Consider the following 21,373-nt stretch of genomic DNA (forward strand, 5'->3'; position numbering starts at 1 on the left):
CCCTCCGGGCTCCTCAACATAGTGTCGACTATGCCTTCGTCGCCCTCCGGTCCGCTCTCGGCATCCCTGCCTTCGCGGCATAAGGCCGATCCCTGGCCAAATCCGCGCGCCCCGTCACAGCGGGGTCTCGGCGCCCTCGCTACGGAGGGTGGTGAGAAATGCGGGCTAGGGCCGGGAGCGACGCGGGTGTGTTATTCTCGCCGCAGGCCGAAATTGTAATCGTTTTCCTATCCGGCGGGCCGACGGCGATGACTCAAGAGATGGTGGAGACGGCGATCCTCTTCGCCGACATCAGCGGCAGTACCGAACTCTACGAACGATTGGGGGATCAGGCCGCCCGGCACACCGTGGGGGGCTGCGTCGGCCGGCTGATGGAGCGTTGCCGGGATGTCGGCGGCACGGTGATCAAGACCATCGGCGACGAGGTGATGTGCACCTTTCCCGATGCCGATAGCGCCTACGAGGCGGCGGTGGCGATGCAGGAGACGATGAGCGAATCGGCCGGGGGGCTGGCGGTACGCGTCGGTTTCCATTTCGGCAAGGTGATCGCCGAAGGGGGCGATGTCTTCGGCGACGCGGTCAATCTCGCCGCCAGGGTGGTGGGACTGGCCCAGGCGGGCCAGATCCTCACCAGTCGCGAGACGGTTTGGCGCCTCAACTCCGCCCTCAAGGCGGGCACCCGTCACCTCTACTCCAAGGAGGTGAAGGGGAAGCGGGAGTCGGTGGACCTGTTCGAGGTGCTGTGGGACACCCGTTTCGAGGCCACCAGCATGATGGATGCCTCCGCCCTTGCCGCCGCCATGGCGGCCGTCAGGGCAACCCTCCGGCTGCGCTTCAAGGAACGGGAGTACCTCCTCGAAAGCGGTGGCGGCTCACTCGCCATCGGTCGTGGGCCGGCCAACGATCTGGTGGTGGAGCTGGCCGCGGTCTCCCGCCTGCACGCACGGATCGACTATCGGGAGGGGAAGTTCATCCTCGCCGATCAGAGCACCAACGGCACCTACGTGCGCCTTGCCGGCGGTGAGGTGGTGAGCCTGCGCCGCGATCAGCTGACGCTTCTCGGCGAGGGAGATATCGGCTTCTCCCCGCGGATCGACGGCGAGGCCGTGATCCATTTCGTGGTCTCCTGAATCCTCCGGCCGCGACGGGTTGAATTCGGCCTCCGGCGCTCCCATCACGGCAGGACAATATCGAGCAATCCGGAGGAGCGATGGCGGCCCGCGTACTGAAGCCCGAAGAGTATTTCATCGACAAGGAGCCCTACTACGAGCCGGTTGGTGATGAGATCGCGCTGTTCGAGGCGGCCTACGCCAACCGTCTGCCTGTGCTGCTGAAGGGGCCCACCGGTTGCGGCAAGACCCGCTTCATGGAGCACATGGCATGGCGGCTGAAGCGGCCGCTGATCACCGTCTCCTGCCACGATGACCTGACCGCTTCCGATCTGGTGGGGCGTTTCCTGGTCGCCGGCGGCGAGACCGTCTGGGTCGATGGTCCGCTGGCCTCCGCAGTGCGTGCGGGGGGTATCTGCTACCTGGATGAGGTGGTGGAGGCGCGCAAGGACACCACCGTGGTGATCCACCCGCTGGCCGACGACCGCAGGGTGCTGCCGATGGAGAAGGTGGGCGAGTTGTTGGAGGCTCCTCCCCAGTTCTGTCTCGCCATCTCCTACAACCCGGGCTACCAGAGCGTCCTCAAGGATCTCAAGCAGAGCACCCGCCAGCGTTTCGTCGCGCTGGAGTTCGACTATCCGGCGGCGGAGCTGGAGGCGCGTATCGTTGCCAACGAGAGCGGGGTGGACGGCGCCATGGCCGAACGGCTGGTCCGCTTCGCCCGGATGACCCGCAACCTGAAGGGCTCCGGTCTGGAGGAAGGGGCGAGCACCCGACTGCTGGTCCACTCCGCCAAGTTGATCGCCTCCGGCATCGAGCCGACGGCCGCCTGCCGCTCCGCCATCGCCCAGGCGTTGAGCGATGATCCGGAGATGCTGATGGCGGTCAACGAGTTGAGCGCAACGCTGTTTTAGTTACAGGCTTTTCGGAGATTCTGGTTATGACGCTCCGCGTCGTAACCGGTCACCTTGGACGCTCCGCGTCGTAACCGGTCACCTTGGACGCTCCGCGTCGTAACCGGTCACCTTGGACGCTCCGCGTCGTAACCGGGCACCTTGGACGCCGACGGCGCGGCGTCTCCGCTTGGCAAGACGCAGAGCGTCGAAGAGGGACATTTCCACGCAGAGCGTGGAAATGAGGAAACGTTGTGGAAAAGATGAGAAATTTTTTATAAAAATGGGTTGATCTGAAACCAAGCCCCGGCATTATCCTGACGCCTGACGCCTGACGCCTGACGCCTGACGCCTGACGCCTGACGCCTGACGCCTGACGCCTGACGCCTGACGCCTGACGCCTGACATCCGGAACCCATTGCGACTCGATATCATGAACGATACCCCAACCGTAAATGTACTCTTCGTCTGTCTAGGAAACATCTGCCGCTCTCCTACCGCCGAGGGCGTATTCACCAAGCTGGTGCGCGATGAGGGGTTGGCCGAGCGGATCGATATCGACTCCGCCGGCACCGCGGGTTGGCATGTGGGCAAGGCGCCGGACACGCGGGCGCAGCAGGCGGCGCGCAACCGGGGAGTGGAGTTGAGCCACCTGCGCGGTCGTCAGGTGAGCGTGGCCGACTTCGACCACTTCGACTACATCCTTGCCATGGACAGCGACAACTATGCCAACCTGGTGGCGATCGCGCCGCGAGGGCAGCGGTACAAGGTGCGTAAGTTCCTGGAGTTTGCCTCGCAACGATCGGAGGAGGACGTGCCCGATCCCTATTACGGCGGGGCCAGCGGCTTCGATCACGTCCTCGATCTGGTGGAGGATGCTGCTCGGGGGCTGTTGGAGGAGATCCGTACCACCCGACTTTGACCCCTATTTTTCCACCAGCTTCCTACTGTGGACGCCAATCAAAAAGGCCACCTCGAAAGGTGGCCTTTTTTATTTGGTGGCCCCGCAACGGTGGGGTGCCGCCTCATCTATTCCGGATCTTGCGGGGGGGGCCGTTTAACCGGCTCACTTTTCGGTGCTTCGGGCCCAGGGGCCTCCGCCTTGGGCGGCTCGCTCTTCGGCGTCTCGGGCCTGGGGGCCTCCGCCTGCGGCGGTTCGCTCTTCGGCGCTTCGGGCTTGGGGGCCTCCGCCTTCGGCGGTTCGCTCTTCGGCGCTTCGGGCTTGGGGGTCTCCGCCTGCGGCGGTTCGCTCTTCGGCACTTCGGGCTTGGGGACCTCCGTCGTCGGCGGTTCGCTCTTCGGCACTTCGGGCTTGGGGACCTCCGTCGTCGGCGGTTCGCTCTTCGGCACTTCGGGCCTGGGGGTCTCCGTCGTCGGCGGTTCGCTCTTCGGCACTTCGGGCCTGGGGGCCTCCGCCGTCGGCGGTTCGCTCTTCGGCATCTCGGACCCGGGGGCCTCTACCTTCGGCGGTTCGCTCTTCGGCGCTTCGGGGCTGGGGGCCCCTGCCTTCGGTGATTCGCTTCTCGGTATCACCGGCGTGGGGGCATCGGTCTTCGTGGGCGACTCACTCTTCGGTGCCTCGGCCTTCGGGGCTTCGTCGCGACGCGGGGTGTTGTCGGTGGCAGGCCGTGCACCGGCGGCGTCCCCATTCATCGGGGCGGCAGGCGGGGTCGCAGCACCTTCGCCGCCCGGTGCCGCCGCTCCATCGCCATCGCCACCTCGCCCGCCGCGGCGGCGCCCGCCACGGCGGCGGCGGCGGCCGCGATCTCCGCCGTCTCCGCCCTCCGCGGCGTTGTCGGTGGAGGGCGTCGTTTCCTGCTGAGGGGGCGGCTCTCTCCGGGGCATGTCGCCGCTCCTTTTCGATTCCCGCTTCTCCTCCGGTTTGTCGGCTTCGTTGCGCCCGCCCCGGCGGCCGCGACCGCTGCCCTGCGACTCCTTGCTCTCCTTGGCTCCACCGCCGCCGGTGCCGGGGCCACGGCGCCCGCCGCGTCCCCCGCCGGCGGTCGCGCTCCCGCGGCTGCTCCGGCCACCGGCGGTGGCGGCGCGCTCCCGCGGCTTCTGCTCTTCGGGTTCCTCCCGCTTTTCGGCGACCGGTTCCGCGCTGCCGAACAGGGCGCCGAAGATCCGGCTGATGAAACCGGGGGCCGGCGGGGGGGCGGCGGGGCGCTCCTCTCCCTTGGCGGTGGCGCTGGGGGCCGGGCGGGTCGGGGCGATCGCCTTCACCGCCGGGGCCTCGGCGGCGGGTTTCGCCTGCTGGCCCGCCTGGTAGTTGCTCATGTCGGTCTCGGCCACCTCGATCTGCTTGTAGCTGACCCCCTCGGTGGCCTCCATCTCGTCCTCGCGGATGCGCTGGACGCTGTAGGCGGGCGTCTCCATGCTCGGGTTGGGGAGCAGGAGGATGGAGACCTGCTGGCGCTCCTCGATGTTGGAGATGTCGCGGCGCTTCTCGTTGAGCAGGAAGGCGGCGGCCTCCACCGGCACCTGGGCCATCACCTTGCCGGTCTTCTCCTTCATCGCCTCCTCTTCGATGATGCGCAGCACCGCCAGGGCCAGCGATTCGACGCTGCGGATGGTCCCCTGGCCGTTGCAGCGCGGGCAGACCTGCTGGCTCGACTCGCCGAGGGAGGGGCGCAGCCGCTGGCGCGACATCTCCAACAGACCGAAGCGGGAGATGCGGCCGATCTGCACCCGCGCGCGGTCCATCTTGAGGGCATCGCGCAGCCGGTTCTCCACCTCGCGCTGGGCACGCGAGTGGGACATGTCGATGAAGTCAATCACCACCAGCCCGCCAAGGTCGCGCAGGCGCAGCTGGCGGGCGACTTCATCGGCCGCCTCCAGGTTGGTGTTGAGCGCGGTCTCCTCAATGTCGGAGCCCTTGGTGGCGCGCGCCGAGTTGATGTCGATGGAGATCAGCGCCTCGGTGTGGTCGATGACGATGGCCCCGCCGGAGGGGAGGCGCACCTCGCGCTGGAAGGCGGACTGGATCTGCGACTCGATCTGGTAGCGGGAGAAGAGCGGCACGTCGTCCTTGTAGCGCTTCAGCCGGTTGAGGTTGTTGGGCATCACCATCTCCATGAAGGTGCGTGCCTCGTTGTAGGTGGCCTCGTCGTCCACCAGGATCTCGCCGATGTCGCTGCGGAAGTAGTCGCGCAGGGCGCGGATGATCAGGTTGCTCTCCTGGTAGATCAGGAAGGGGGCGGAGCGCTGGGAGGAGGCCTCCTCGATGGAGTCCCACAACTGGAGCAGGTAGTCCAGGTCCCACTGCAGCTCCTCGACGTTGCGGCCGACGCCTGCGGTGCGCACGATCAACCCCATGCCGTCGGGGATCTCCAGGGCGCTGAGCGCGTCACGCAGCTCGTTGCGGTCCTCGCCCTCGATGCGCCGCGAGACGCCGCCGGCGCGGGGGTTGTTGGGCATCAGCACCAGGTAGCGGCCGGCCAGGCTGAGGAAGGTGGTGAGCGCCGCACCCTTGTTGCCGCGCTCCTCCTTCTCCACCTGTACCACCACCTCCTGGCCTTCGCGCAGGGCGTCGCGGATGTTGATCTTGCCGCCGCCCTCCAGTGCCTCCTGGCGCATGAAGCTGCGGGAGATCTCCTTCAGCGGCAGGAAGCCGTGGCGCTCCGCGCCGTAGTCGACGAAGGCCGCTTCGAGGCTGGGCTCGACGCGGGTGATGCGGCCTTTGTAGATATTGGATTTCTTCTGTTCTCGGGAGGGGGTCTCGATATCGAGGTCATACAGCCACTGGCCGTCGACCATGGCGACGCGCAACTCCTCGGGCTGAGTTGCGTTGATCAGCATTCTCTTCATGTAGGGGTTCTCTCCAGCGCACTCCGCCCACGGCCGGGCGGCACGATGCGGCCGGCCGGAAGGCGGCCGTCGGGCTCGCTCCGGTGCCGTCGACCGCGCCGCGGGGGGCGGTTGGGAGGGGGGCGCTGTTCATCTGTTTAGTTATGCAAGGCCGGGCGTTCGCCGCGGCCGCTCTGGTTTCGTGGCCCCTCCCGGTGGTTCCCGCCGGACGTTGGCCGGCGGCGAGCCCCGGGGCGGGGCGGAATCACGCGATGCTCTTCGGTAGGGTCAGCGGGATGCCGGTATCGCGACCAATGGTCGCGCCTGCTCGACGGGCGCCTCGGGCGGGAATCGGTCGATAGAGAGAGAAGACCATAAGAGTCGACCGGGTGTCGCCGGGGCGGACGAGCAAGGGAGGGCGCCCTCGCGGTGTGACCACGCCTCTTTCCGTGCCGGGGGGAGACGGAGTGCGCCGCCAAACCTGGCACGGAAGTCGTTGAGTGTAGCAGGCCCCTGCGGGGGCGGCAATCGGTTCCTCGGGGATTTTGACGGGCGGTGCGGCAAATGCGACGGGAAGTGGCGTATAGAGTGGAAAAACTTCGGAAAATTTCGTCAAAACAAACGGATATTTCCCCGCTAATCGCCGCTTTGTTTTGCCGGCAGCGGTGATTTCCCGCCATTAGGGCTGGATTCTGTCCGCTTTCGAGAGGAGGGGCGGAGAGCCCCCCTGCGGCTACGATTTGACCACGATCTTCACCGGAAACGGCTTGCGCTTGGGCGGCTGCACCGGGTTGCTTCGCCAGGGACTGGCGAGCAGGTCGCCCACCGCCACGCAGAAGAGGCCGAAGGGCAGGTAGCCCGCCCAGCCGAGCAGCGGCATCTCGAACAGCCGGTAGCGGTCGACGAAGGGGAGGTTGTAGTGCCATTGGGCCAGCGCCCCGCCGTTCCACAGCTCCCAGACCAGGCCGCAGAGGAGCCCCGCCAGGGCGGCGATCACCACCCGGCTCCAGTCGCCGCGGGGGATCGCCGAGAACAGCGTCTGCCGGCCCAGCAGCAGTTGCCAGGCGGTGAGCAGGGCCAGCGGCGCGAGCCACAGGGTGGGGTAGAGGTACTGGGGCCAGGAGGCGAGGCCGACCAGCGAGAAGAGGCCGAAGAGCAGCAGCAGGGTGGCCGCCAGGTCGTCGGGTGGCGGCGGTACGGGCCGGCCGCGGTTGAGGTGGGCGGCGATCCGCGGGTGGGAGGCGATCCACTGGCGGGTGCTGAGCAGCGCCGGCAGCACCGTGGTGAAGGCGAGGCTGGCGAGCAGGTGATAGGCGATGGGGCCGAAGGGCTCGATGCCGCTGTAGTACCAGCTGCCGGTGAAGCGGTTGAGGAACTCGAAGTACCACCAGAGGAGCGCGCTGGTGGGGAAGAGGGCGGCGAAGTAGAGGGGCCGGTCGAGCATCAGGCAGTGGCCGGTGCGGCGCCAGGTCAGTGCGTTGACCAGCACGATGTAACCGAGCCAGAGGGGCAGGAAGGTGAGCCGGCGTAGCGCTTGCAGCGCCGGTTCCCCGCTCCAGGCGAGCCACCAGGCGAGCCCGACCACCGCCAGTGCCGCCCAGCCCCAGCGGGGGAAGGGGCGGCGCTCGACCGGGGGCGCCCGGTTGCCGGTGGGGCGGGCCAGGGCCAGTCCGGCGACGGCGGCGAGGAGTGCAAGGATCGACCCCGCCGCCAGCCAGAAGAGCGTCGGCGAGAAGGGGGCGTCGATCAGTTCGCTGCCGACGGTGGGAAACCGGAAGTAGCGGCTCAGCGGCTCCCCGGCGATCCAGCCTCCGATCAGCGGGGGGAGGGTGAGCAGCGCGATCAGGGAGATCAGGGGGAGGTGCTTTTTCATCCTTCCGATATGGGGGCGTTGGGGCGACCTTCGCAAGGCCCCGCTCGGCCTCGTCTTGCGTTTTGCCCGCACGTTTCCCTACACTGCCGCAACAGTCCGTTGGACCGAGCAAACTCATGTCCCATTTATATCCAACCATGCACGACAACAACGCCGCCGCGCCTGCAGCGGCGTTGCTGTCGTGCGTGGTCGGATTGAAAAAACGGCTTCCCCGCTGACGGGAAGTCGTCTCCCGTCGGGCGGATCGCCGGACGGGATTGATTCACGCGCTCATCGCCTTGCCTCAAGCCTCCATCCGGTTTCCTGCCGGCGGAACGTTCTCAACCATCGTTCCATTCAAGAGGCAATCATCATGCGATCGATCTTCCAGGGCATCTGGGTCCCCATCGTCACCCCGTTCCGCGACGGCGAAATCGACCACCCGGCGCTCGCCCGGCTGGCGCGCCACCTGGCCGCCCACGGCATTGCCGGCTTGGTGGCCGGCGCCACCACCGGTGAGGGGGCGCTGCTCCGTCCCGGTGAACAGGCGGCGCTCTTCGCCACCCTGCGCGAGGCGGTGCCGTCGCTGCCGCTGGTGGTCGGCCTCTCCGAACCCTCCACCGAAGGGGCGGTGGCACGGGCCCGCGAACTGGCGGCGCTGCGGCCCGCCGGCCTGATGGCCACCGCCCCCACCTACGTCCGCCCCGGCCAAGCGGGAATCCGATGCCACTTCGAGGCGCTTGCCGAGGCCTTCGACGGGCCGCTGCTGGTCTACAACATCCCCTACCGCAGCGGGGTCAACGTGGAGCTGGAAACCCTCCAGGCGCTGGCGCGGGACCCGCGGGTGGCCGGGGTCAAGGAGTGCGGCGGCAGTGTCGAGCGGATGTTGCGGCTGGTTCACGAGACCCCGCTGCGCATCCTCTCCGGCGACGACCACCAGAACTTCGCCGCCCTCTGCCTCGGCGCCCACGGCACCATCGCCGCCTCCGCCCACCTCCTGCCGCAGTGGCACGTGCGGCTGTTCGAGCTGCTCCGCACGGGACGATTGGAAGAGGCGCGGCGGATCGCCGTCGCCCTGCGCCCGCTGATCGCCGACCTCTTCGCCGAACCCAACCCCGCCCCTCTCAAGGCGTGGCTGGCACAGCAGGGGTGGTGTACGCCGGAGGTGCGCCTGCCGTTCGTTCCGGCGAGCGAGGGGCTGGCGGAGCGGCTGCGGGCGGGTTGGGCCGCACTGGAGAGCGTCGATCCGCTTGCCGCCTGATCGCGGTCTTCGGTTTGACACCCGTGTGAAAACGCGGAGAACGCAGAGACGCAGAGATCGCAAAGGAAAAGAGCGATTGGCTACTTTTCTTCTCTGCGCCTTTGCGTTCTCTGCGTTATCGGTGCCCAAGCGGGTCGCCGGATATCTTCACAGGCGTTGGGACGAATATCTTGATGTGGTGTGTATTGCTACTTATAGTTCGTGACCATGAACAGCCGAGAGATCCTTCGCCAACTCAAGGCCCATGGATGGTATGAAGTGGCCAAGCGGGGTAGTCATCTTCAGCTGAAGCACGACGAGCGACCCGGTCGGGTTACCGTTCCCCACCCGAAGAGGGAGATCCACATCGATACCCTCAAGAACATCGAACGCCAATCCGGCGTCAAGTTGAGGTAGCCATGCTCACCTACATCGCGTTGATCAGAAAGGCGGAGGGGAGTGACTACAGCGTCGACTTTCCCGATTTTCCCGGCTGTATCTCCGCCGGCCGGACGTTGGAGGAGGCTCGCAAACTGGCATTGGAGGCGCTCGGCTTCCATGTGGAGGGGATGCTTGAGGATGGCGAGCCGCTGCCGTCGCCGAGCGATCTGGACGCGGTGATGTCCCAGCCGGAGAACCGGGGTGCCGTGGTCTTCCTCGCCTCCGTCACCGAGCCCGCGGCGAAGAGTGTGCGGGTCAACATCACCCTGCCTCAGGATGTGCTGAACGAGATCGACGAGTTCGCCAGGCGTCGGGGCTACACCCGTTCGGGATTCATCGCGCGGGCGGCCCACGAGACGATTCAGCGGGAAGTGGGATAGGGGCCCTCCCGTTCTCCTGCCGATACGCCTTCCAACCCCACCGTAGTCTTCCATGCCGTGCGCTCGTGTGTGAACGCGGAGGACGCAGAAGCGCGGAGATCGCGGAGGAAGAGAGGGCTCGGTCGCTCTTCGGATGGAGCGTTCGCATGGGATTTTCTTCTCTGCGGTCTCCGCGTCTCTGCGTTCTCTGCGTTATCGGTGCCCAAGCCGAAAGAGTCCCCGTTCAGTGAAAGTCCCGCGACTTGGTCTCCAATCCGCCGAGCAGTGCGCCGTGGTCCTCCAGGCGGCCGGCGATCAGGTGGCACACCGTCCCCTCCCGTTCCAGCACGCCGACCACGCCGAGCAGCGGGGCATCGAGCACCTCGCGGCGCTGGCGTTCGGCCAGGTCGCGCCAGACGATGACGTTGAGGTGGCCGGTCTCGTCCTCCAGGGTGAGGAAGATCACCCCGCTGGCGGTGCCGGGACGCTGGCGGTTGATGACGATGCCGGCGGTGCGCACCAGCCGGCCGTGGCCGGCGCCTTTCACCTCCTCCAGGGGGCGCAGCCGCAGCCGCTCCAGCCGGTCGCGCAGCAACGCCAGCGGATGGCGGCGCAGGGATAGACCGAGGGAGGCGTAGTCGGCGATCAGTTCGTCCCCCTCACCGGGGGCGGGGAGCAGCGGGTGGGCCTCCTCGATGGCGCCGTACTCGAACAGCGGGGTCGGCTCCTCCACCCCCTGGACCCGCCACTGGGCCAGGTAGCGGTGGCCGGCGAGGTGGACGAGGGCGTCGGCGGCGGCCAGCGCCTCCAGGTCGCGGCGACCGAGCCGGGCGCGCCGGGCCAGCGCCTCCACATCCGTGAACGGTCCCGCCGCCCGCGCCGCCTCCAACCGCGCCGCGCCCGCCTGGGAGAGCCCCTTCACCAGCCGCAACCCCAACCGTAGTGCCGGCTGACCGGGTGCCTTCGTTTGAGGCTCGTGATGGGAACGCGGAGGACGCAGAGACGCAGAGAACGCGGAGGAAGAGAATGTGTCTTGCTTGGGCGCACCAACCCCATCGCCCGCGGGCGTATCCACATTGACCCCTCTTCTCTGCGCTCTCTGCGTCTTTGCGTTCTCCGCGTTATCGGTGCCCAAGCCAGATGAGTCCTCCAACGTGCAGTCCCACTCGCTCACCCGCACGTCCACCGGCCGCACCTCCACCCCCTGGCGGCGCGCCTCGCCGATCAGCTGGGCGGGCGCGTAGAAGCCCATCGGCTGGCTGTTGAGCAGCCCGGCGGTGAAGGCGGCCGGCTCGAAGCACTTGAGCCAGGCGGAGGTGTAGACCAGCAGGGCGAAGCCGGCGGCGTGGGATTCGGGGAAGCCGTACTCGCCGAAGCCGAGGATCTGTTGGAAGATGCGGCGGGCGAATTCCTCGGGATAGCCGCGCTCGGCCATGCCGTCGATCAGCTTGCGCTCAAACGGTTCCAGCCCGCCGCGGCGACGCCAGGCGGCCATGGCGCGGCGCAGCCGGTCGGCCTCGCCGCCGGAGAAACCGCCGGCGACCATCGCCAGTTTGATCACCTGTTCCTGGAAGATCGGCACGCCGAGGGTGCGCGCCAACACCCCGCGAACCTCTTCGCTGGGATATTCCACCTTCTCCTCGCCGCGGCGGCGGCGCAGATAGGGGTGGACCATCTCCCCCTGGATCGGGCCGGGACGGACGATCGCCACCTCCACCACCAGGTCGTAGAAGCACGCCGGGCGCAGTCGCGGCAGCATCGCCATCTGCGCCCGCGACTCCACCTGGAATACCCCCATGCTGTGGCCCCGCTGGAGCATGCGGTAGACCGCGGGGTGCTCCGGCGGGATGTCGGCCAGCGTGAAGGGGCGGCCGCGGCGTGCGCCGAGCAGCGCCAATGACCGGCGGATCGCCGAGAGCATGCCGAGCGCCAGCACGTCCACCTTGAGTAGCCCCAAGGCATCCAGGTCGTCCTTGTCCCACTGGATTACCGTGCGATCCTGCATCGCCGCGTTCTCGATCGGTACCAGCCGGGCCAGCGGTCCGCGGGAGATGACGAAGCCGCCGACGTGCTGGGAGAGGTGGCGGGGGAAGCCGAGCAGCAGGCCGGCGAAGTGGAGCAGCCGGCGGATCGCCGGGTTGTCCGGATCGAAGCCGGTTTCGCGCAGCCGCTGCGGCTCCATCCGCCGGCTGCTCCAGCCGGCCAGGGCGCGGGCCAGCCGCTCCAACTGGTCGGCGTCGAAGCCGAGCGCCTTGCCGGCGTCGCGTAGCGCCGAACGGGGGCGGTAGCTGATCACCGTCGCCGTCAGGGCGGCACGGTCGCGGCCGTACTTGCGGTAGATGTACTGGATCACCTCCTCGCGCCGCTCGTGCTCGAAGTCCACGTCGATGTCCGGCGGCTCGCCCCGCTCCTTGGAGATGAAGCGCTCGAACAGCAGCTCGATCCGCGCCGGGTCCACCTCGGTGACGCCGAGTGCGTAGCAGACCGCCGAGTTGGCCGCCGAGCCGCGCCCCTGGCAGAGGATCCCCTGTTCGCGGGCGAAGCGGACGATGTCGTGGACGGTGAGGAAGTAGGGTTCGTAGTGGAGTTCGGCGATCAGCGCCAGCTCCTTTTCCACCAGCTCCCTGACCTTGGCGGGCGCCCCCTGCGGCCAGCGCCGTGCCATCCCCGCCGCGGTCAGGTTGCGCAGATGCTCGGCGGCGGTGAGGTCCGCGGGCACCAGCTCCTCGGGGTATTCGTAGCGCAGCTCGTCGAGGGAGAAGCGGCAGCGTTCGGCGATGCGCAGGCTCTCCGCCAGCAGTTCCGGGGGATAGATGCGGGCGAGCCGGTGTAGCGGGCGCAGATGACGCTCGCCGTTGGGCAGCAGGGCGAGGCCCGCCTGGTCCAGGGGGGTGTTGAGGCGGGTCGCGGTGAGCAGGTCCTGGAGCGGCTGGCGGGCCCGCTCGTGCATGTGGACGTCGCCCGCCGCCACCAGCGGCAGGCCGCTGCGGACGGAGAGCTCCTGGAGACGCGCCAGCTTCCCCCGGTCGTCCGGCCCGCCGAGCAGTTCCACCGCGATCCAGGTACGGCCGGGGAACCGCTCGGCGAGCCAGGTTGTCGGATGGTTCACCGTTTCCGGGGATGGTGCGCCTCGTTCCTCGGCACGTCTTGCGGGGTCGCTGCCGGGATGTGGCGTAGGGTGTGCCGACGACAGGAGACGCACCGGTTTTCGCGGCGGTATGCCTTCCTCATCGGTGCTCCCTGCAGGTTCGTCGGGGAGCCAGATCAGCAGACAGCGGCCGGCCAGCCGCTCCAGGTCGCCGCGCTCCAGTCGGTAGCGCCCCTTCTCCGCCCGCCGCCGGCCGAGGGTGATCAGCTCCGCGAGGTCGCCGTAGGCCTCCCGGCCGGGGGCCAGTAGCAGCAGTCGGGTAGCGCAGGCGAGCCGCAGTTCGCTGCCGACGATCAGCCGGAAAGCGTGCTCCTTCGCCGCCTGATGGGCGCGCACCACCCCGGCCAGCGAGCACTCGTCGGTGAGCGCCAGCGCCCTGTAGCCGAGCGCCACCGCCTGCTCCACCAGCTCCTCCGGGTGGGAGGCACCGCGCAGGAAGGTGAAGTTGGAGAGGCAGTGGAGTTCGGCGTAGTCGGGGGTGTTCATTGCGTGTAATTATATACACATCATGAGCCATCGGAACGGATTGGACGATGGGGACGGAAACGGTGGGAAAGGCGTAGGTCGGCGCTACCGCGCCGACGTGAACGGAGTTCGTTAAAATTGCCTTTTTCAATCAATGTTTACCATTATTTATTCTTTAAAAACAATGATTTGATTTGGGTAGATATTTCCTAATGTATCGCAAAAATCCGGTCTAGGTGTGCCAGATTTGTGACAACTGTGACCGCTTCCTGGGCCGCTCTCACCCCCTGCTTATCGTTCCGGACTTCGTCGCGGTTTGGCGGTGCTCGTCATCGGCATGCAGGTACTCGGGCACGGCTACGCGCCCCTTCACGCCATCGACACCTGATCTGGCTGCTGTTCATCCGGCTCGGGTGGGCTGCTTGGCTCTCTCGCCGTTCGCTGGAGCACAAAGTGGTCCCGGTGAACAGAGATTGACCGGCCGTGTTCTCGGCGCATGAAACTGGCGAATTGGTGGGTTTGGGCGTTGACTTGTCGTAGTGCATCCTGCTTTATTTGTCCTGCATGCCGCCCAGGTCTGAGCAGGGCGGAACCCGCTGAGGGCGGGTCAGACCGTGTTGTCACCCATCTTACCGCGTCTCTACTTCGCGGAGGAGTGCTGTCTCTTTCGGCCGGCCTTCGCGGCGTGGTTGCTCTGCGCTGGGGCGGCCTGTTCCGCCGACCGCTTGTGTCCGTCTTCGGTATCTCCCGAGTGATGGAGTCCTGATCGCCGATCCGTTCGGCGAATCGCCCTGATCCCCCGAGGGCTTCGCCCTTCCGTTCTTCGCATTGGCTGGTGGCGTCCGCCCGCCGCGTTGTGTCCCCCTGCGTCTGTCTTCCGGCGTCCTGCCGGGAAGGACGTTTCCCTTTGCTTCCAGACCGTCGGCGACGTGCGCACGCCAGCACCAATCTGCGCGCAGCAATCGGTATTCGAACAGGTGTATGCAGATGATGAAGGTCACTTTGTTGGCGGCGGCGGATCTTGCGGAGGAATTGCGCATGACCGAGAGCGCCGTGCGGATTCACATCAGTCGAGGACACGCGGGCACCCACATCCCGCCGTTCTTCCGGATCGGACGCAAGGTGCGGTGGCACCGGGAGGTGGTGGAGCAGTGGCTGCGGGCCAAGGCCGGGTTGGAGGAACCCGTTCCGAAGGCAACGACCGCCGAAGGGAGCGGATCGACGGGGCGGGTCGGTCGCCCGACCAAGCGCGACAAGGTGGAGGGGCGGCGGTAGTCGTCGCCCGAAGGGCTGCCTTTGTCGGAGACCTGGCGCTTTGGTGATGCGCCTCCGTGCAAATGTGTCCTCCGTCATTCATCAAATTGACGTATTCGCATATTTGACGTAGTACTGAGATAGGTGATGGCGAGTTGAGGACGGTCGTGCGGATGGCACTGAAGAGTTCTCGTTGAGCCGAGGACGGCGCTACTGACCGTAATCGGCCGGTTTTTTCCGCCGGAAGATTGGCTGCCAGTGGTGAAAGACGCGATTTTGGCCAGCGCCACTCATGCCGTCCCGTAAAGCGTGCGTGAGGTCTCATTGCCCGTCATTTAGGGGTATCTGTCGATTGTAAATCACATAATGGCGTACCTGTGGTTTCCAGCGCCCCCGTTATTCATCGCCACCACTACTTCATTCGACCCATGGCTTCCATCGCAACAATTCTTTCGCCGAAGGGCGGGGTGGGCAAGACCACCATCGCCGGCAATCTGGCGGCACTGTTGGCCGATCTCGGCTACTCGGTGCTGATGATCGATGGCGATCCGCAGGGCTCGCTGACCCGTTTCTTCCCCCTGCGCCACCAGGCTCCCACGGGACTGGCCGAGGTGTTCCACAGCGGTCGGCTCACCGCCGACGGGCTGTCGCTCACCGACATCGACAACCTCGCCCTGGTGCGCAACAACGACCCGACGGGGGACATTTCGGACTTCATCCGCTCCGGCACCGGCTTCGACAAACCGTTCCGACTGCGCTTCGCCCTGGAGCAGTTCTTCGCCGACGACCCGGACACCTTCGATTTCGTGGTGATCGATACCCAGGGGGCATCGACGGCGATCTTCGAGGCGTGCGCGCTGACCGCCGATCTGCTGGTGATGCCGGTCACCCCCGACAAGTTGAGCGCCGAGGTCTTCGCCCGCACCACCCAGCAGTTTCTCGACTCCCTCAAGCCGCTGCGCTCCTTCGGCCGGCCGATTCCCGCGGTGCGCGCACTGCTCAGTTGCACCAAGAACACCAACCTGGCACAGCGCTACGCCGCCTACATCCGCGAGCACTACGCCAACGACCACTCGGTGACGGTGCTGCGCACCGAGATCCCGTTCTCGACCACCTACTCCCAGGCCCACACCAAGCACGTCCCGGTCCACTGCTGGGAGCGCCGCCGCTCCGGCGGAACCATGGCGCCGGCCTGGCAGGTGATGCACGAGCTGGTCTGGGAGCTCTATCCCAACCTCCGGGGCTGCTATGCGGAGGGCGGCCATGAGCGCCCGTAGCATCGACGATGCCGATCTCGCCGTGGCCTTCGCCACCGAGGGGCTGCGGGCGGTGGTGGCGGCGGCGGCGACTGCCGCCACCCCGGTCCATGACGATCCGGTGGTCGCCATGCAGTTTCCGGTGGATATCCGCCAGGTGCGGACGCGGGTGCTCAACCCGCGGGCCTTCGACAACCCGAAACGGGCGGTGATCCGGGAGACCCTGCGCGCCCAGGGGGTGACCCACCTTTGGCCGATCACCCGCCGGCCGGGCGACGACTACTACATCACCTTCGCCGGCGGCGATACCCGCACCGAGCTGTTGCAGGAGCTGTGCGCCGAGACCGGCGATCCCCGCTTCTGCCGGCCGACCCTCTTCTTCCGCCCGTGGAGCGAGGGGATGTCGGAGGCCACCATCCTCGGCGGTGCGATCACCGAGAACCTGACCAAGGGGGATATGTGCCTGTTCGAGACGGCCGCCGCCTACCTGAAGCTGAAGGCGCTCATCGAGCGGGAGCTGCGGGAGCAGGGCGAGCTGGCGAAGGAACGCGCCTTGGCCGCCTCCCGTTTCGTGGCGCTGATGACCGAGCGGGGGATTCCGTGCAGTTCCCCGAGCTTGTCGCGCTACACCTTCCTGATGACCTACTTCGACGGCCTCGCCGAGCCGCTGAAGCCGGTGCTGACCAACGAGTTCATCAAGGAGGCGCAGCCGCGCTTCACCCGCTATGTCCGTCTGCTGAAGGCGGCCGGGGAGGAGGATGCCGACGGGATTCTCCGTGCGGCCGTTGCCGCCTATGGCGAGGCGTCGTTCAGCGCGGGCGGGTTCTTCGATTGGATGGGTGCGCAGCTCGCCGAGGTGACCGGCCGTTCGCCGTCCGCCATTGAGGCGGCACTGGAGCGGTTGAACGATCGGAGCGTGGACCTCGACACGCTGTTCGCTACAGAAGCACCCCCTCCACCATCAGCCGAAGTCTCAGGAGGCGAGGGAGGTGTAGAAGCGGCGGAGGAATCGAGGGAATGGGAAGAGGGGGAGGGTGAGCCGACGTCGAGCGTTCCCCTGGCCCCGGACACCGGCCGATCCGCGGTACAACCGGCGCCCCCTTCCGCCGCGGACACCGCCCGCGCCCTGGCGGAGATCCGCGAACGGGTGATGGCGTTCGCCGAGGCCGCCGGGGTCGATCTGGCGGTACGGGTCTTGTCGGATGATCCGCTGGCCTTCGGCTTCTACATGGAGCTGATCCCGCTGGAGGAGGACCGCCAGCGAATCGCCTGGTGGATGCTGGCGACCCACTCGCTCCAGACCCAGGAGCGGGTGATCGCTCAGCTGATCCCCGCCACCGCTCACTGGCACAAGGCGGCGACCGCCGACCCGGCGCGGCGCGATTTGAGCCTCATCGACTCCACCGTCGGTTCCCCCACCGCCCAGAACCTGATCCATCTGCCGGGCCGCTACGTCCTCGGCCCCGGCTTGCCGATCGAGGCCCGCACCCGCTGGCTCGCGCTGGTCCAGCGCCTCCACGCCTTCCACTGCGATCATCCGCAGCGCTTCCACTGGCAACTGCTGGATCTGCTGCCGACGGAGGGGCGGCGATGACCGAACTGCAACTCTCCGACGACGCCCTGGTCAACCTCGCGCCCCAACTGGCGCGGGCCAACGGCGAATATTCCCGCCGCATCCTCGGCGAGCACGCCCCCGACCCGCGGCTGGAGAAGGTGCTGCGCCAACTGCTGCGGATGCCGATCGATCAGGTGCCGACGCTCCTGCGCGGCGCGGTGCGCGTGCTCCTCGACCTGGAACAACTGGAGGAGGCGATCGACCACCAGCGGATGATCGAGACCTACCTCGACCAACTGCTGGAGGCGGACGCCCCGGTGGCGTTGATCATGGGCACCCTCGGGCTGCGTCGGCGCGAGGTGCGGCTGGCCCGTAAGGCCCGCGGGATGAGCCCGCGGGGCGTCAAACTGCCCCAGGTGACGCCGGCCGACCGGGAACGGATTCTGCGCGCCTGGAACGCCCTGGCGAAGGCCCATCCGGTGGCCCGCTGGCTGCGGCTGAAGGAGGAGTACGACGGGGCCTACTCGCTCCGCGCCCTCTACGCGGTGCTCCGCGAGGCGGGGGTCACCTCATGAGCGAGCCCATCGAGCACCTGATCACCCACCTGGAGGCGCTGGCGCGGGCCACCGCCGCCGGTGTCGATCCCAATGCCGCCGCCGACGGTGGCGCCACCCTGCTCTTCACCGGCCGCTCCCATGTGATGGTGCCGGATCGCCTGCTGGGCCAGGTGGAGACGCGGCAACTGGACCCTGATGCGGCGATCGCCTGGCAGATGATCCGCCGGGCGCTGACCGGTGCCACCCCCACCTTCCACCGCCTCTACGCCTTCGTGCGCGAGCAGATCCACTGCTCCCGACCGAAGGCAGGCGACGTGGTGGCGCTGCTGCGGATCACCCGCTGGCTCACCCTGCGTGACGTCCGTACCCCCCGCGGCCACCGCCTGCCGCTCATCGCGCTGCTCCATGAGGCGCCGCTGCGCCTGGAGGAGACGCTGCTGATCGATCCCCAGTTCCCCTCCTTCGTCCGCCGCTGCCGCGACCACCGCCACGGGATGATTCAGGCCGCTGCTGGCGAGCTGGAGGCGCAACTGGCCGAGCGGGCGGGCGCGGTTGCGGGAGGGGAAATGGCGGCCCCGAAGCCCAAAGTCAAAAAATTTGATTTTGGCTTGGCCCAAAATCAAGATTTTTTACTTTGGGATGAGCCCAAAAGCAAAAAAATTGATTTAGGGAAACAGAAGGAAGATCAGGAGGTTACGGCCAAAGTCAAAAAAATTGATTTTGGCTCGGCCGATAGTTGTTGTTGTTGTATTAATACAAACACAACAACAACAACCGATGGGGAGAGGATTGACCTCCCCGCGCACCCGCGCGTGAAGCCGCTCATCCCCGCCGCTCGGGCGGCGCTTGCCGGCACCTCGCTGCCCCATGCCCTGCTCCAGGAGGTCGCCCACGAGTGGGCCGGCGCCCTGATCGCCCCCGGGGCCAAGGTCCAGAAGCCGATCCCCTACCTGCGCAGCCTGCTGCGGGCCGCCGAGCGCGGCGCGTTCTGCATCACCGACCTCGGGCTGGGCCAGCGAAACGCGGCGGCCTCGGCTTCGCAGCCCGCGAAACCCGGCGGGTCGAACATTTTTCCGCCGGAAAAACCCTCCCCGCCCGCGGAGTGGGCCCCGTTCCTGGAGGCGGCGAGGCGCGAACTGCCCGAGCGGGAGTTCGCCACCTGGCTCGCCCCGCTCCGCGCCGTCGAGCGCGGCGAGCGGGTCCAGCTCTACGCCCCCAACGCCATCGTCGCCGAGCGGGTACGCGCCGACTACCTCCCGCGGATCGAGCGCTTCTTTGCCGCCCACGGTCGCCGTGTGGATCTTTCCGCGGAGGTGTTCCGGTGAGTGCGGCCACAGGAAATTTTTCCGGCGGAAAAATTCCGGTGTTCTTCCACCCGACCTGCGCCGTGGCGGTGATCGACCGGCCCTCGCTGGCCGATTGCGTGGTCCCCTTCGGCGGAGCGAAGGCGTTTTCGCCGCCTGGGGTCGCGGTGTGGTGTTCTCCGTGGGAGCGTTCCGGCGGGGATGGCCCTGGGAAATTTTTCCGGCGGAAAAACTTCGGCATGCCGATCCCGCTCCATCCCACCGCGAGAGGCGCCTCGGACCACGGATTCGAGCACTTCGCTGCCGGCGCTCACTGCGTGGAGGCCGACACGCAAGTCTTACGACGGGCGCGGCCTCACGAAATTTTTCCGGCGGAAAAATTTTGGGATGCCGGACCGGGCGCTTCGTCGCCAATGGTCACCGCGTGGGGGCTCACGAGTGGGTATTCCGACGGGGATGGTCTCGCGGAATTTTTCCGCCGGAAAAATTTTGGTGTGCCGAATCGCCTTCGCTCACCGCAGGAGGCATCGCGGACGACCGGTTCCAGCGCTTCGCCGTTGCCGGTTGCTGCATGGCGTGTTGCGCGCAGGTATTCCGGCGGACGTGGCCCTCCGAAATTTTTCCGGCAGAAAAATTTTGGCGTGCCAAATCGTCTTCGCTCACCGCGGGAGGAGTCGCGGACGACCGGTTCCAGCGCTTCGCTGCTGCCGGTTGCTGCGTGGAGTCTTGCGTGCAGGTGTCCCGTTGGGATCGTCCCACGAATTTTTTTCCGCCGGAAAAATTCCGGCGCACCCATCCACCCATCACCCACCACCGGAGGACACTCGGATGAACGATCCCATCCCCGAACCGCCCCGTGAAGGCGGCCGACCGGCCCTTGCTGGCCGGTTGCAGCAGCACTTCACCCTGACGCTCCACACCCGCCACGCCCAGGCCCTCTACGCCGGTCGCGGCGGCCACCGCTCGCTGCTCCAGTTCGCCAACGCGGCCTTCCACCTGCGTGCCCAGAGCGCCCTGGACCGGCCCCTGGCGGACGCCTGCCTGCTGGAGATCGAGACCGCCTTCGACCACCTCTACCAGGACCTCACCCTGCGCCGCGCCGATCTGGAGACGATGCTCCGCGAGGTGGAGGTGGACGGCCTCACCCTGTCGGTGGCCGTCTCGGAGCAGCCGGCGGTCTACGAGGGGGAGAGCTTCGGCAGCCCCTACGGCTACCGCGCCGTCGCGGTGCTCACCCTCTTCGACAAGCTGGCGCTGCTGCTCCACACCGCCAACGGCGCCGCGCTGATCAGCAACCAGGCGCGCTCCGACGAGATCGAGGCCTACGCCCACCGTTTCCGCCGGGTCTTCGAGACCACGGTGGCGCGCCACGCCCGCCTGCGTCAGGCCGACCTGGCGCTGTCGTCGGCCGACTGCCTCGACCCCGAGCGGGCCGAGACCCTGGCCGAGGCGGTGCGCCGGCTGATGCTGCCGCCGTTGGCGCCGGAACTCATCACCGGGGTGCGGCGGCCGGTGTGGGCGTTCGAGCGCCGGCCGGCCGAGTCGGCGGCGGATGGGCATGTGCCCGAGCCTGAATCCGAGTCCGAATCTGATCCCGAGCCTGGATCGGATGGGGAGGAGGGCGGTGCCGAGGCCCTCATGGAAGTCGCCTATGCCGGCGGGGAGGATGCGCTCGATGCCGAAGGCTGATCCGCGGGGCGAGGGGCCGTGTCCAGACCTCGCTGGACCAAAGGGCCTTTTTTTGGATTTGCTCTTAAAGCAAATCCTGCCCTTTAAAGGCAAGAGCGGGGTTTCCCGGACCCTGGAGCGCCACTACGCCTCCCGCGAGGCACTGACCGCCCGCATGGAGCGGCTGGTTGCCCAAAGCCGCCGCGCCGCCGGTGCCCGCCACACCCTGGTGGTGGAGCGCCCCAAGTACCGCCGGGGGTGGCCCAACCTGCGCTGGCGGGAGAGCGGCCACAGCGGCCCGTGGGCCACCTGGGAGAGCGTGTGCGAGGCGCTCCCGCCGCAGCCCCCCTCGCTGCGTGACTGGTACGCCGAGATCCAGGCCCACGTCATCGTCCTCAACGGCGCGGCCGGCGTCGGCGCCGCCATCCACCGTCAACTGCTCAACGTCCTTACCGACCTCACTGAACTGGAAGCACCGGAGTAGAC

General features: G+C 67.4%; 16 protein-coding genes. 13 read left to right on the forward strand and 3 right to left on the reverse strand.

Annotated features, from left to right (window positions below):
- Nucleotides 1–248: 248 nt before the first annotated feature.
- The 3 genes from ACYQ2W_RS14665 (at nucleotide 249) to ACYQ2W_RS14675 (ending at nucleotide 2,924) form a co-directional block, all read left to right on the forward strand.
- Nucleotides 249–1,130, forward strand: coding sequence for an adenylate/guanylate cyclase domain-containing protein (locus ACYQ2W_RS14665; protein ID WP_459868585.1), 882 nt, complete (start codon nucleotides 249–251; stop codon nucleotides 1,128–1,130).
- Nucleotides 1,131–1,210: 80 nt separating this feature from the next.
- Nucleotides 1,211–2,023 carry a CbbQ/NirQ/NorQ/GpvN family protein gene (locus ACYQ2W_RS14670; RefSeq protein WP_459868588.1) on the forward strand — a complete coding sequence of 271 codons (813 nt, stop codon included), beginning with the start codon at nucleotides 1,211–1,213 and terminating at the stop codon, nucleotides 2,021–2,023.
- Between the two features lie 412 nt (nucleotides 2,024–2,435).
- Nucleotides 2,436–2,924: a low molecular weight protein-tyrosine-phosphatase gene (locus ACYQ2W_RS14675; protein WP_459868591.1), complete on the forward strand. Its 489-nt coding sequence runs from the start codon at nucleotides 2,436–2,438 to the stop codon at nucleotides 2,922–2,924.
- A 107-nt stretch (nucleotides 2,925–3,031) separates the two neighbouring features.
- On the opposite strand, the gene rne is transcribed toward ACYQ2W_RS14675, so the two are convergent.
- Both rne and ACYQ2W_RS14685 read right to left on the reverse strand, forming a co-directional pair.
- Nucleotides 3,032–5,809 (reverse strand): ribonuclease E, encoded by a 2,778-nt coding sequence (gene rne, locus ACYQ2W_RS14680; protein WP_459868594.1) that lies wholly within the window; start codon nucleotides 5,807–5,809, stop codon nucleotides 3,032–3,034.
- A gap of 712 nt (nucleotides 5,810–6,521) precedes the next feature.
- Nucleotides 6,522–7,661 carry a hypothetical protein gene (locus tag ACYQ2W_RS14685; protein ID WP_459868597.1) on the reverse strand — a complete coding sequence of 380 codons (1,140 nt, stop codon included), beginning with the start codon at nucleotides 7,659–7,661 and terminating at the stop codon, nucleotides 6,522–6,524.
- Between the two features lie 352 nt (nucleotides 7,662–8,013).
- On the opposite strand from ACYQ2W_RS14685, the gene dapA reads away from it, so the two are divergent.
- The 3 genes from dapA to ACYQ2W_RS14700 all read left to right on the forward strand — a co-directional run bounded on the left by dapA (nucleotide 8,014) and on the right by ACYQ2W_RS14700 (nucleotide 9,701).
- The gene (gene dapA, locus ACYQ2W_RS14690; protein WP_459868599.1) at nucleotides 8,014–8,901 is read left to right on the forward strand and encodes a 4-hydroxy-tetrahydrodipicolinate synthase; all 888 of its coding nucleotides are present in this window, start codon (nucleotides 8,014–8,016) and stop codon (nucleotides 8,899–8,901) included.
- Nucleotides 8,902–9,108: 207 nt separating this feature from the next.
- A complete protein-coding gene (locus tag ACYQ2W_RS14695) occupies nucleotides 9,109–9,297 on the forward strand; it encodes a type II toxin-antitoxin system HicA family toxin (RefSeq protein ID WP_459868602.1) in 189 nt (62 codons plus the stop codon).
- Nucleotides 9,298–9,299: 2 nt separating this feature from the next.
- Complete coding sequence (locus tag ACYQ2W_RS14700; protein ID WP_459868605.1) at nucleotides 9,300–9,701, forward strand: type II toxin-antitoxin system HicB family antitoxin; 402 nt, start codon at nucleotides 9,300–9,302, stop codon at nucleotides 9,699–9,701.
- A gap of 223 nt (nucleotides 9,702–9,924) precedes the next feature.
- On the opposite strand, the gene ACYQ2W_RS14705 is transcribed toward ACYQ2W_RS14700, so the two are convergent.
- Nucleotides 9,925–13,314 carry an error-prone DNA polymerase gene (locus ACYQ2W_RS14705; protein WP_459868608.1) on the reverse strand — a complete coding sequence of 1,130 codons (3,390 nt, stop codon included), beginning with the start codon at nucleotides 13,312–13,314 and terminating at the stop codon, nucleotides 9,925–9,927.
- A 1,017-nt stretch (nucleotides 13,315–14,331) separates the two neighbouring features.
- Between ACYQ2W_RS14705 and ACYQ2W_RS14710 the strand changes: the two genes are divergently transcribed.
- The 7 genes from ACYQ2W_RS14710 (at nucleotide 14,332) to ACYQ2W_RS14740 (ending at nucleotide 21,371) form a co-directional block, all read left to right on the forward strand.
- Complete coding sequence (locus ACYQ2W_RS14710; RefSeq protein WP_459868611.1) at nucleotides 14,332–14,568, forward strand: hypothetical protein; 237 nt, start codon at nucleotides 14,332–14,334, stop codon at nucleotides 14,566–14,568.
- 407 nt (nucleotides 14,569–14,975) lie between these two features.
- Nucleotides 14,976–15,824 carry a ParA family protein gene (locus ACYQ2W_RS14715; RefSeq protein ID WP_459868614.1) on the forward strand — a complete coding sequence of 283 codons (849 nt, stop codon included), beginning with the start codon at nucleotides 14,976–14,978 and terminating at the stop codon, nucleotides 15,822–15,824.
- A complete protein-coding gene (locus ACYQ2W_RS14720) occupies nucleotides 15,811–17,397 on the forward strand; it encodes a hypothetical protein (protein WP_459868617.1) in 1,587 nt (528 codons plus the stop codon). The genes ACYQ2W_RS14715 and ACYQ2W_RS14720 overlap by 14 nt, the downstream gene beginning before the upstream one ends.
- Nucleotides 17,394–17,933 carry a hypothetical protein gene (locus ACYQ2W_RS14725; RefSeq protein WP_459868620.1) on the forward strand — a complete coding sequence of 180 codons (540 nt, stop codon included), beginning with the start codon at nucleotides 17,394–17,396 and terminating at the stop codon, nucleotides 17,931–17,933. The genes ACYQ2W_RS14720 and ACYQ2W_RS14725 overlap by 4 nt, the downstream gene beginning before the upstream one ends.
- Nucleotides 17,930–19,240, forward strand: coding sequence for a DnaA N-terminal domain-containing protein (locus ACYQ2W_RS14730; protein WP_459868623.1), 1,311 nt, complete (start codon nucleotides 17,930–17,932; stop codon nucleotides 19,238–19,240). Before ACYQ2W_RS14725 ends, ACYQ2W_RS14730 begins: the two co-directional genes overlap by 4 nt.
- An 807-nt stretch (nucleotides 19,241–20,047) precedes the next feature.
- Nucleotides 20,048–20,908: an AcaB family transcriptional regulator gene (locus ACYQ2W_RS14735; RefSeq protein WP_459868626.1), complete on the forward strand. Its 861-nt coding sequence runs from the start codon at nucleotides 20,048–20,050 to the stop codon at nucleotides 20,906–20,908.
- A 58-nt stretch (nucleotides 20,909–20,966) separates the two neighbouring features.
- Entirely contained in the window at nucleotides 20,967–21,371 is a 405-nt protein-coding gene (locus ACYQ2W_RS14740) for a hypothetical protein (RefSeq protein ID WP_459868629.1), read from the forward strand.
- The last annotated feature ends 2 nt before the right edge of the window (nucleotides 21,372–21,373 follow it).

The organism is Endothiovibrio diazotrophicus (assembly GCF_054657215.1).

Coding starts and splice junctions, on each gene's coding strand:
- ACYQ2W_RS14665 (WP_459868585.1), top strand. CDS start 249: ATGACTCAAGAGATGGTGGAGACGGCGATCCTCTTCGCCGACATCAGC.
- ACYQ2W_RS14670 (WP_459868588.1), top strand. CDS start 1,211: ATGGCGGCCCGCGTACTGAAGCCCGAAGAGTATTTCATCGACAAGGAG.
- ACYQ2W_RS14675 (WP_459868591.1), top strand. CDS start 2,436: ATGAACGATACCCCAACCGTAAATGTACTCTTCGTCTGTCTAGGAAAC.
- rne (WP_459868594.1), bottom strand. CDS start 5,809: ATGAAGAGAATGCTGATCAACGCAACTCAGCCCGAGGAGTTGCGCGTC.
- ACYQ2W_RS14685 (WP_459868597.1), bottom strand. CDS start 7,661: ATGAAAAAGCACCTCCCCCTGATCTCCCTGATCGCGCTGCTCACCCTC.
- dapA (WP_459868599.1), top strand. CDS start 8,014: ATGCGATCGATCTTCCAGGGCATCTGGGTCCCCATCGTCACCCCGTTC.
- ACYQ2W_RS14695 (WP_459868602.1), top strand. CDS start 9,109: ATGAACAGCCGAGAGATCCTTCGCCAACTCAAGGCCCATGGATGGTAT.
- ACYQ2W_RS14700 (WP_459868605.1), top strand. CDS start 9,300: ATGCTCACCTACATCGCGTTGATCAGAAAGGCGGAGGGGAGTGACTAC.
- ACYQ2W_RS14705 (WP_459868608.1), bottom strand. CDS start 13,314: ATGAACACCCCCGACTACGCCGAACTCCACTGCCTCTCCAACTTCACC.
- ACYQ2W_RS14710 (WP_459868611.1), top strand. CDS start 14,332: ATGACCGAGAGCGCCGTGCGGATTCACATCAGTCGAGGACACGCGGGC.
- ACYQ2W_RS14715 (WP_459868614.1), top strand. CDS start 14,976: ATGGCTTCCATCGCAACAATTCTTTCGCCGAAGGGCGGGGTGGGCAAG.
- ACYQ2W_RS14720 (WP_459868617.1), top strand. CDS start 15,811: ATGAGCGCCCGTAGCATCGACGATGCCGATCTCGCCGTGGCCTTCGCC.
- ACYQ2W_RS14725 (WP_459868620.1), top strand. CDS start 17,394: ATGACCGAACTGCAACTCTCCGACGACGCCCTGGTCAACCTCGCGCCC.
- ACYQ2W_RS14730 (WP_459868623.1), top strand. CDS start 17,930: ATGAGCGAGCCCATCGAGCACCTGATCACCCACCTGGAGGCGCTGGCG.
- ACYQ2W_RS14735 (WP_459868626.1), top strand. CDS start 20,048: ATGAACGATCCCATCCCCGAACCGCCCCGTGAAGGCGGCCGACCGGCC.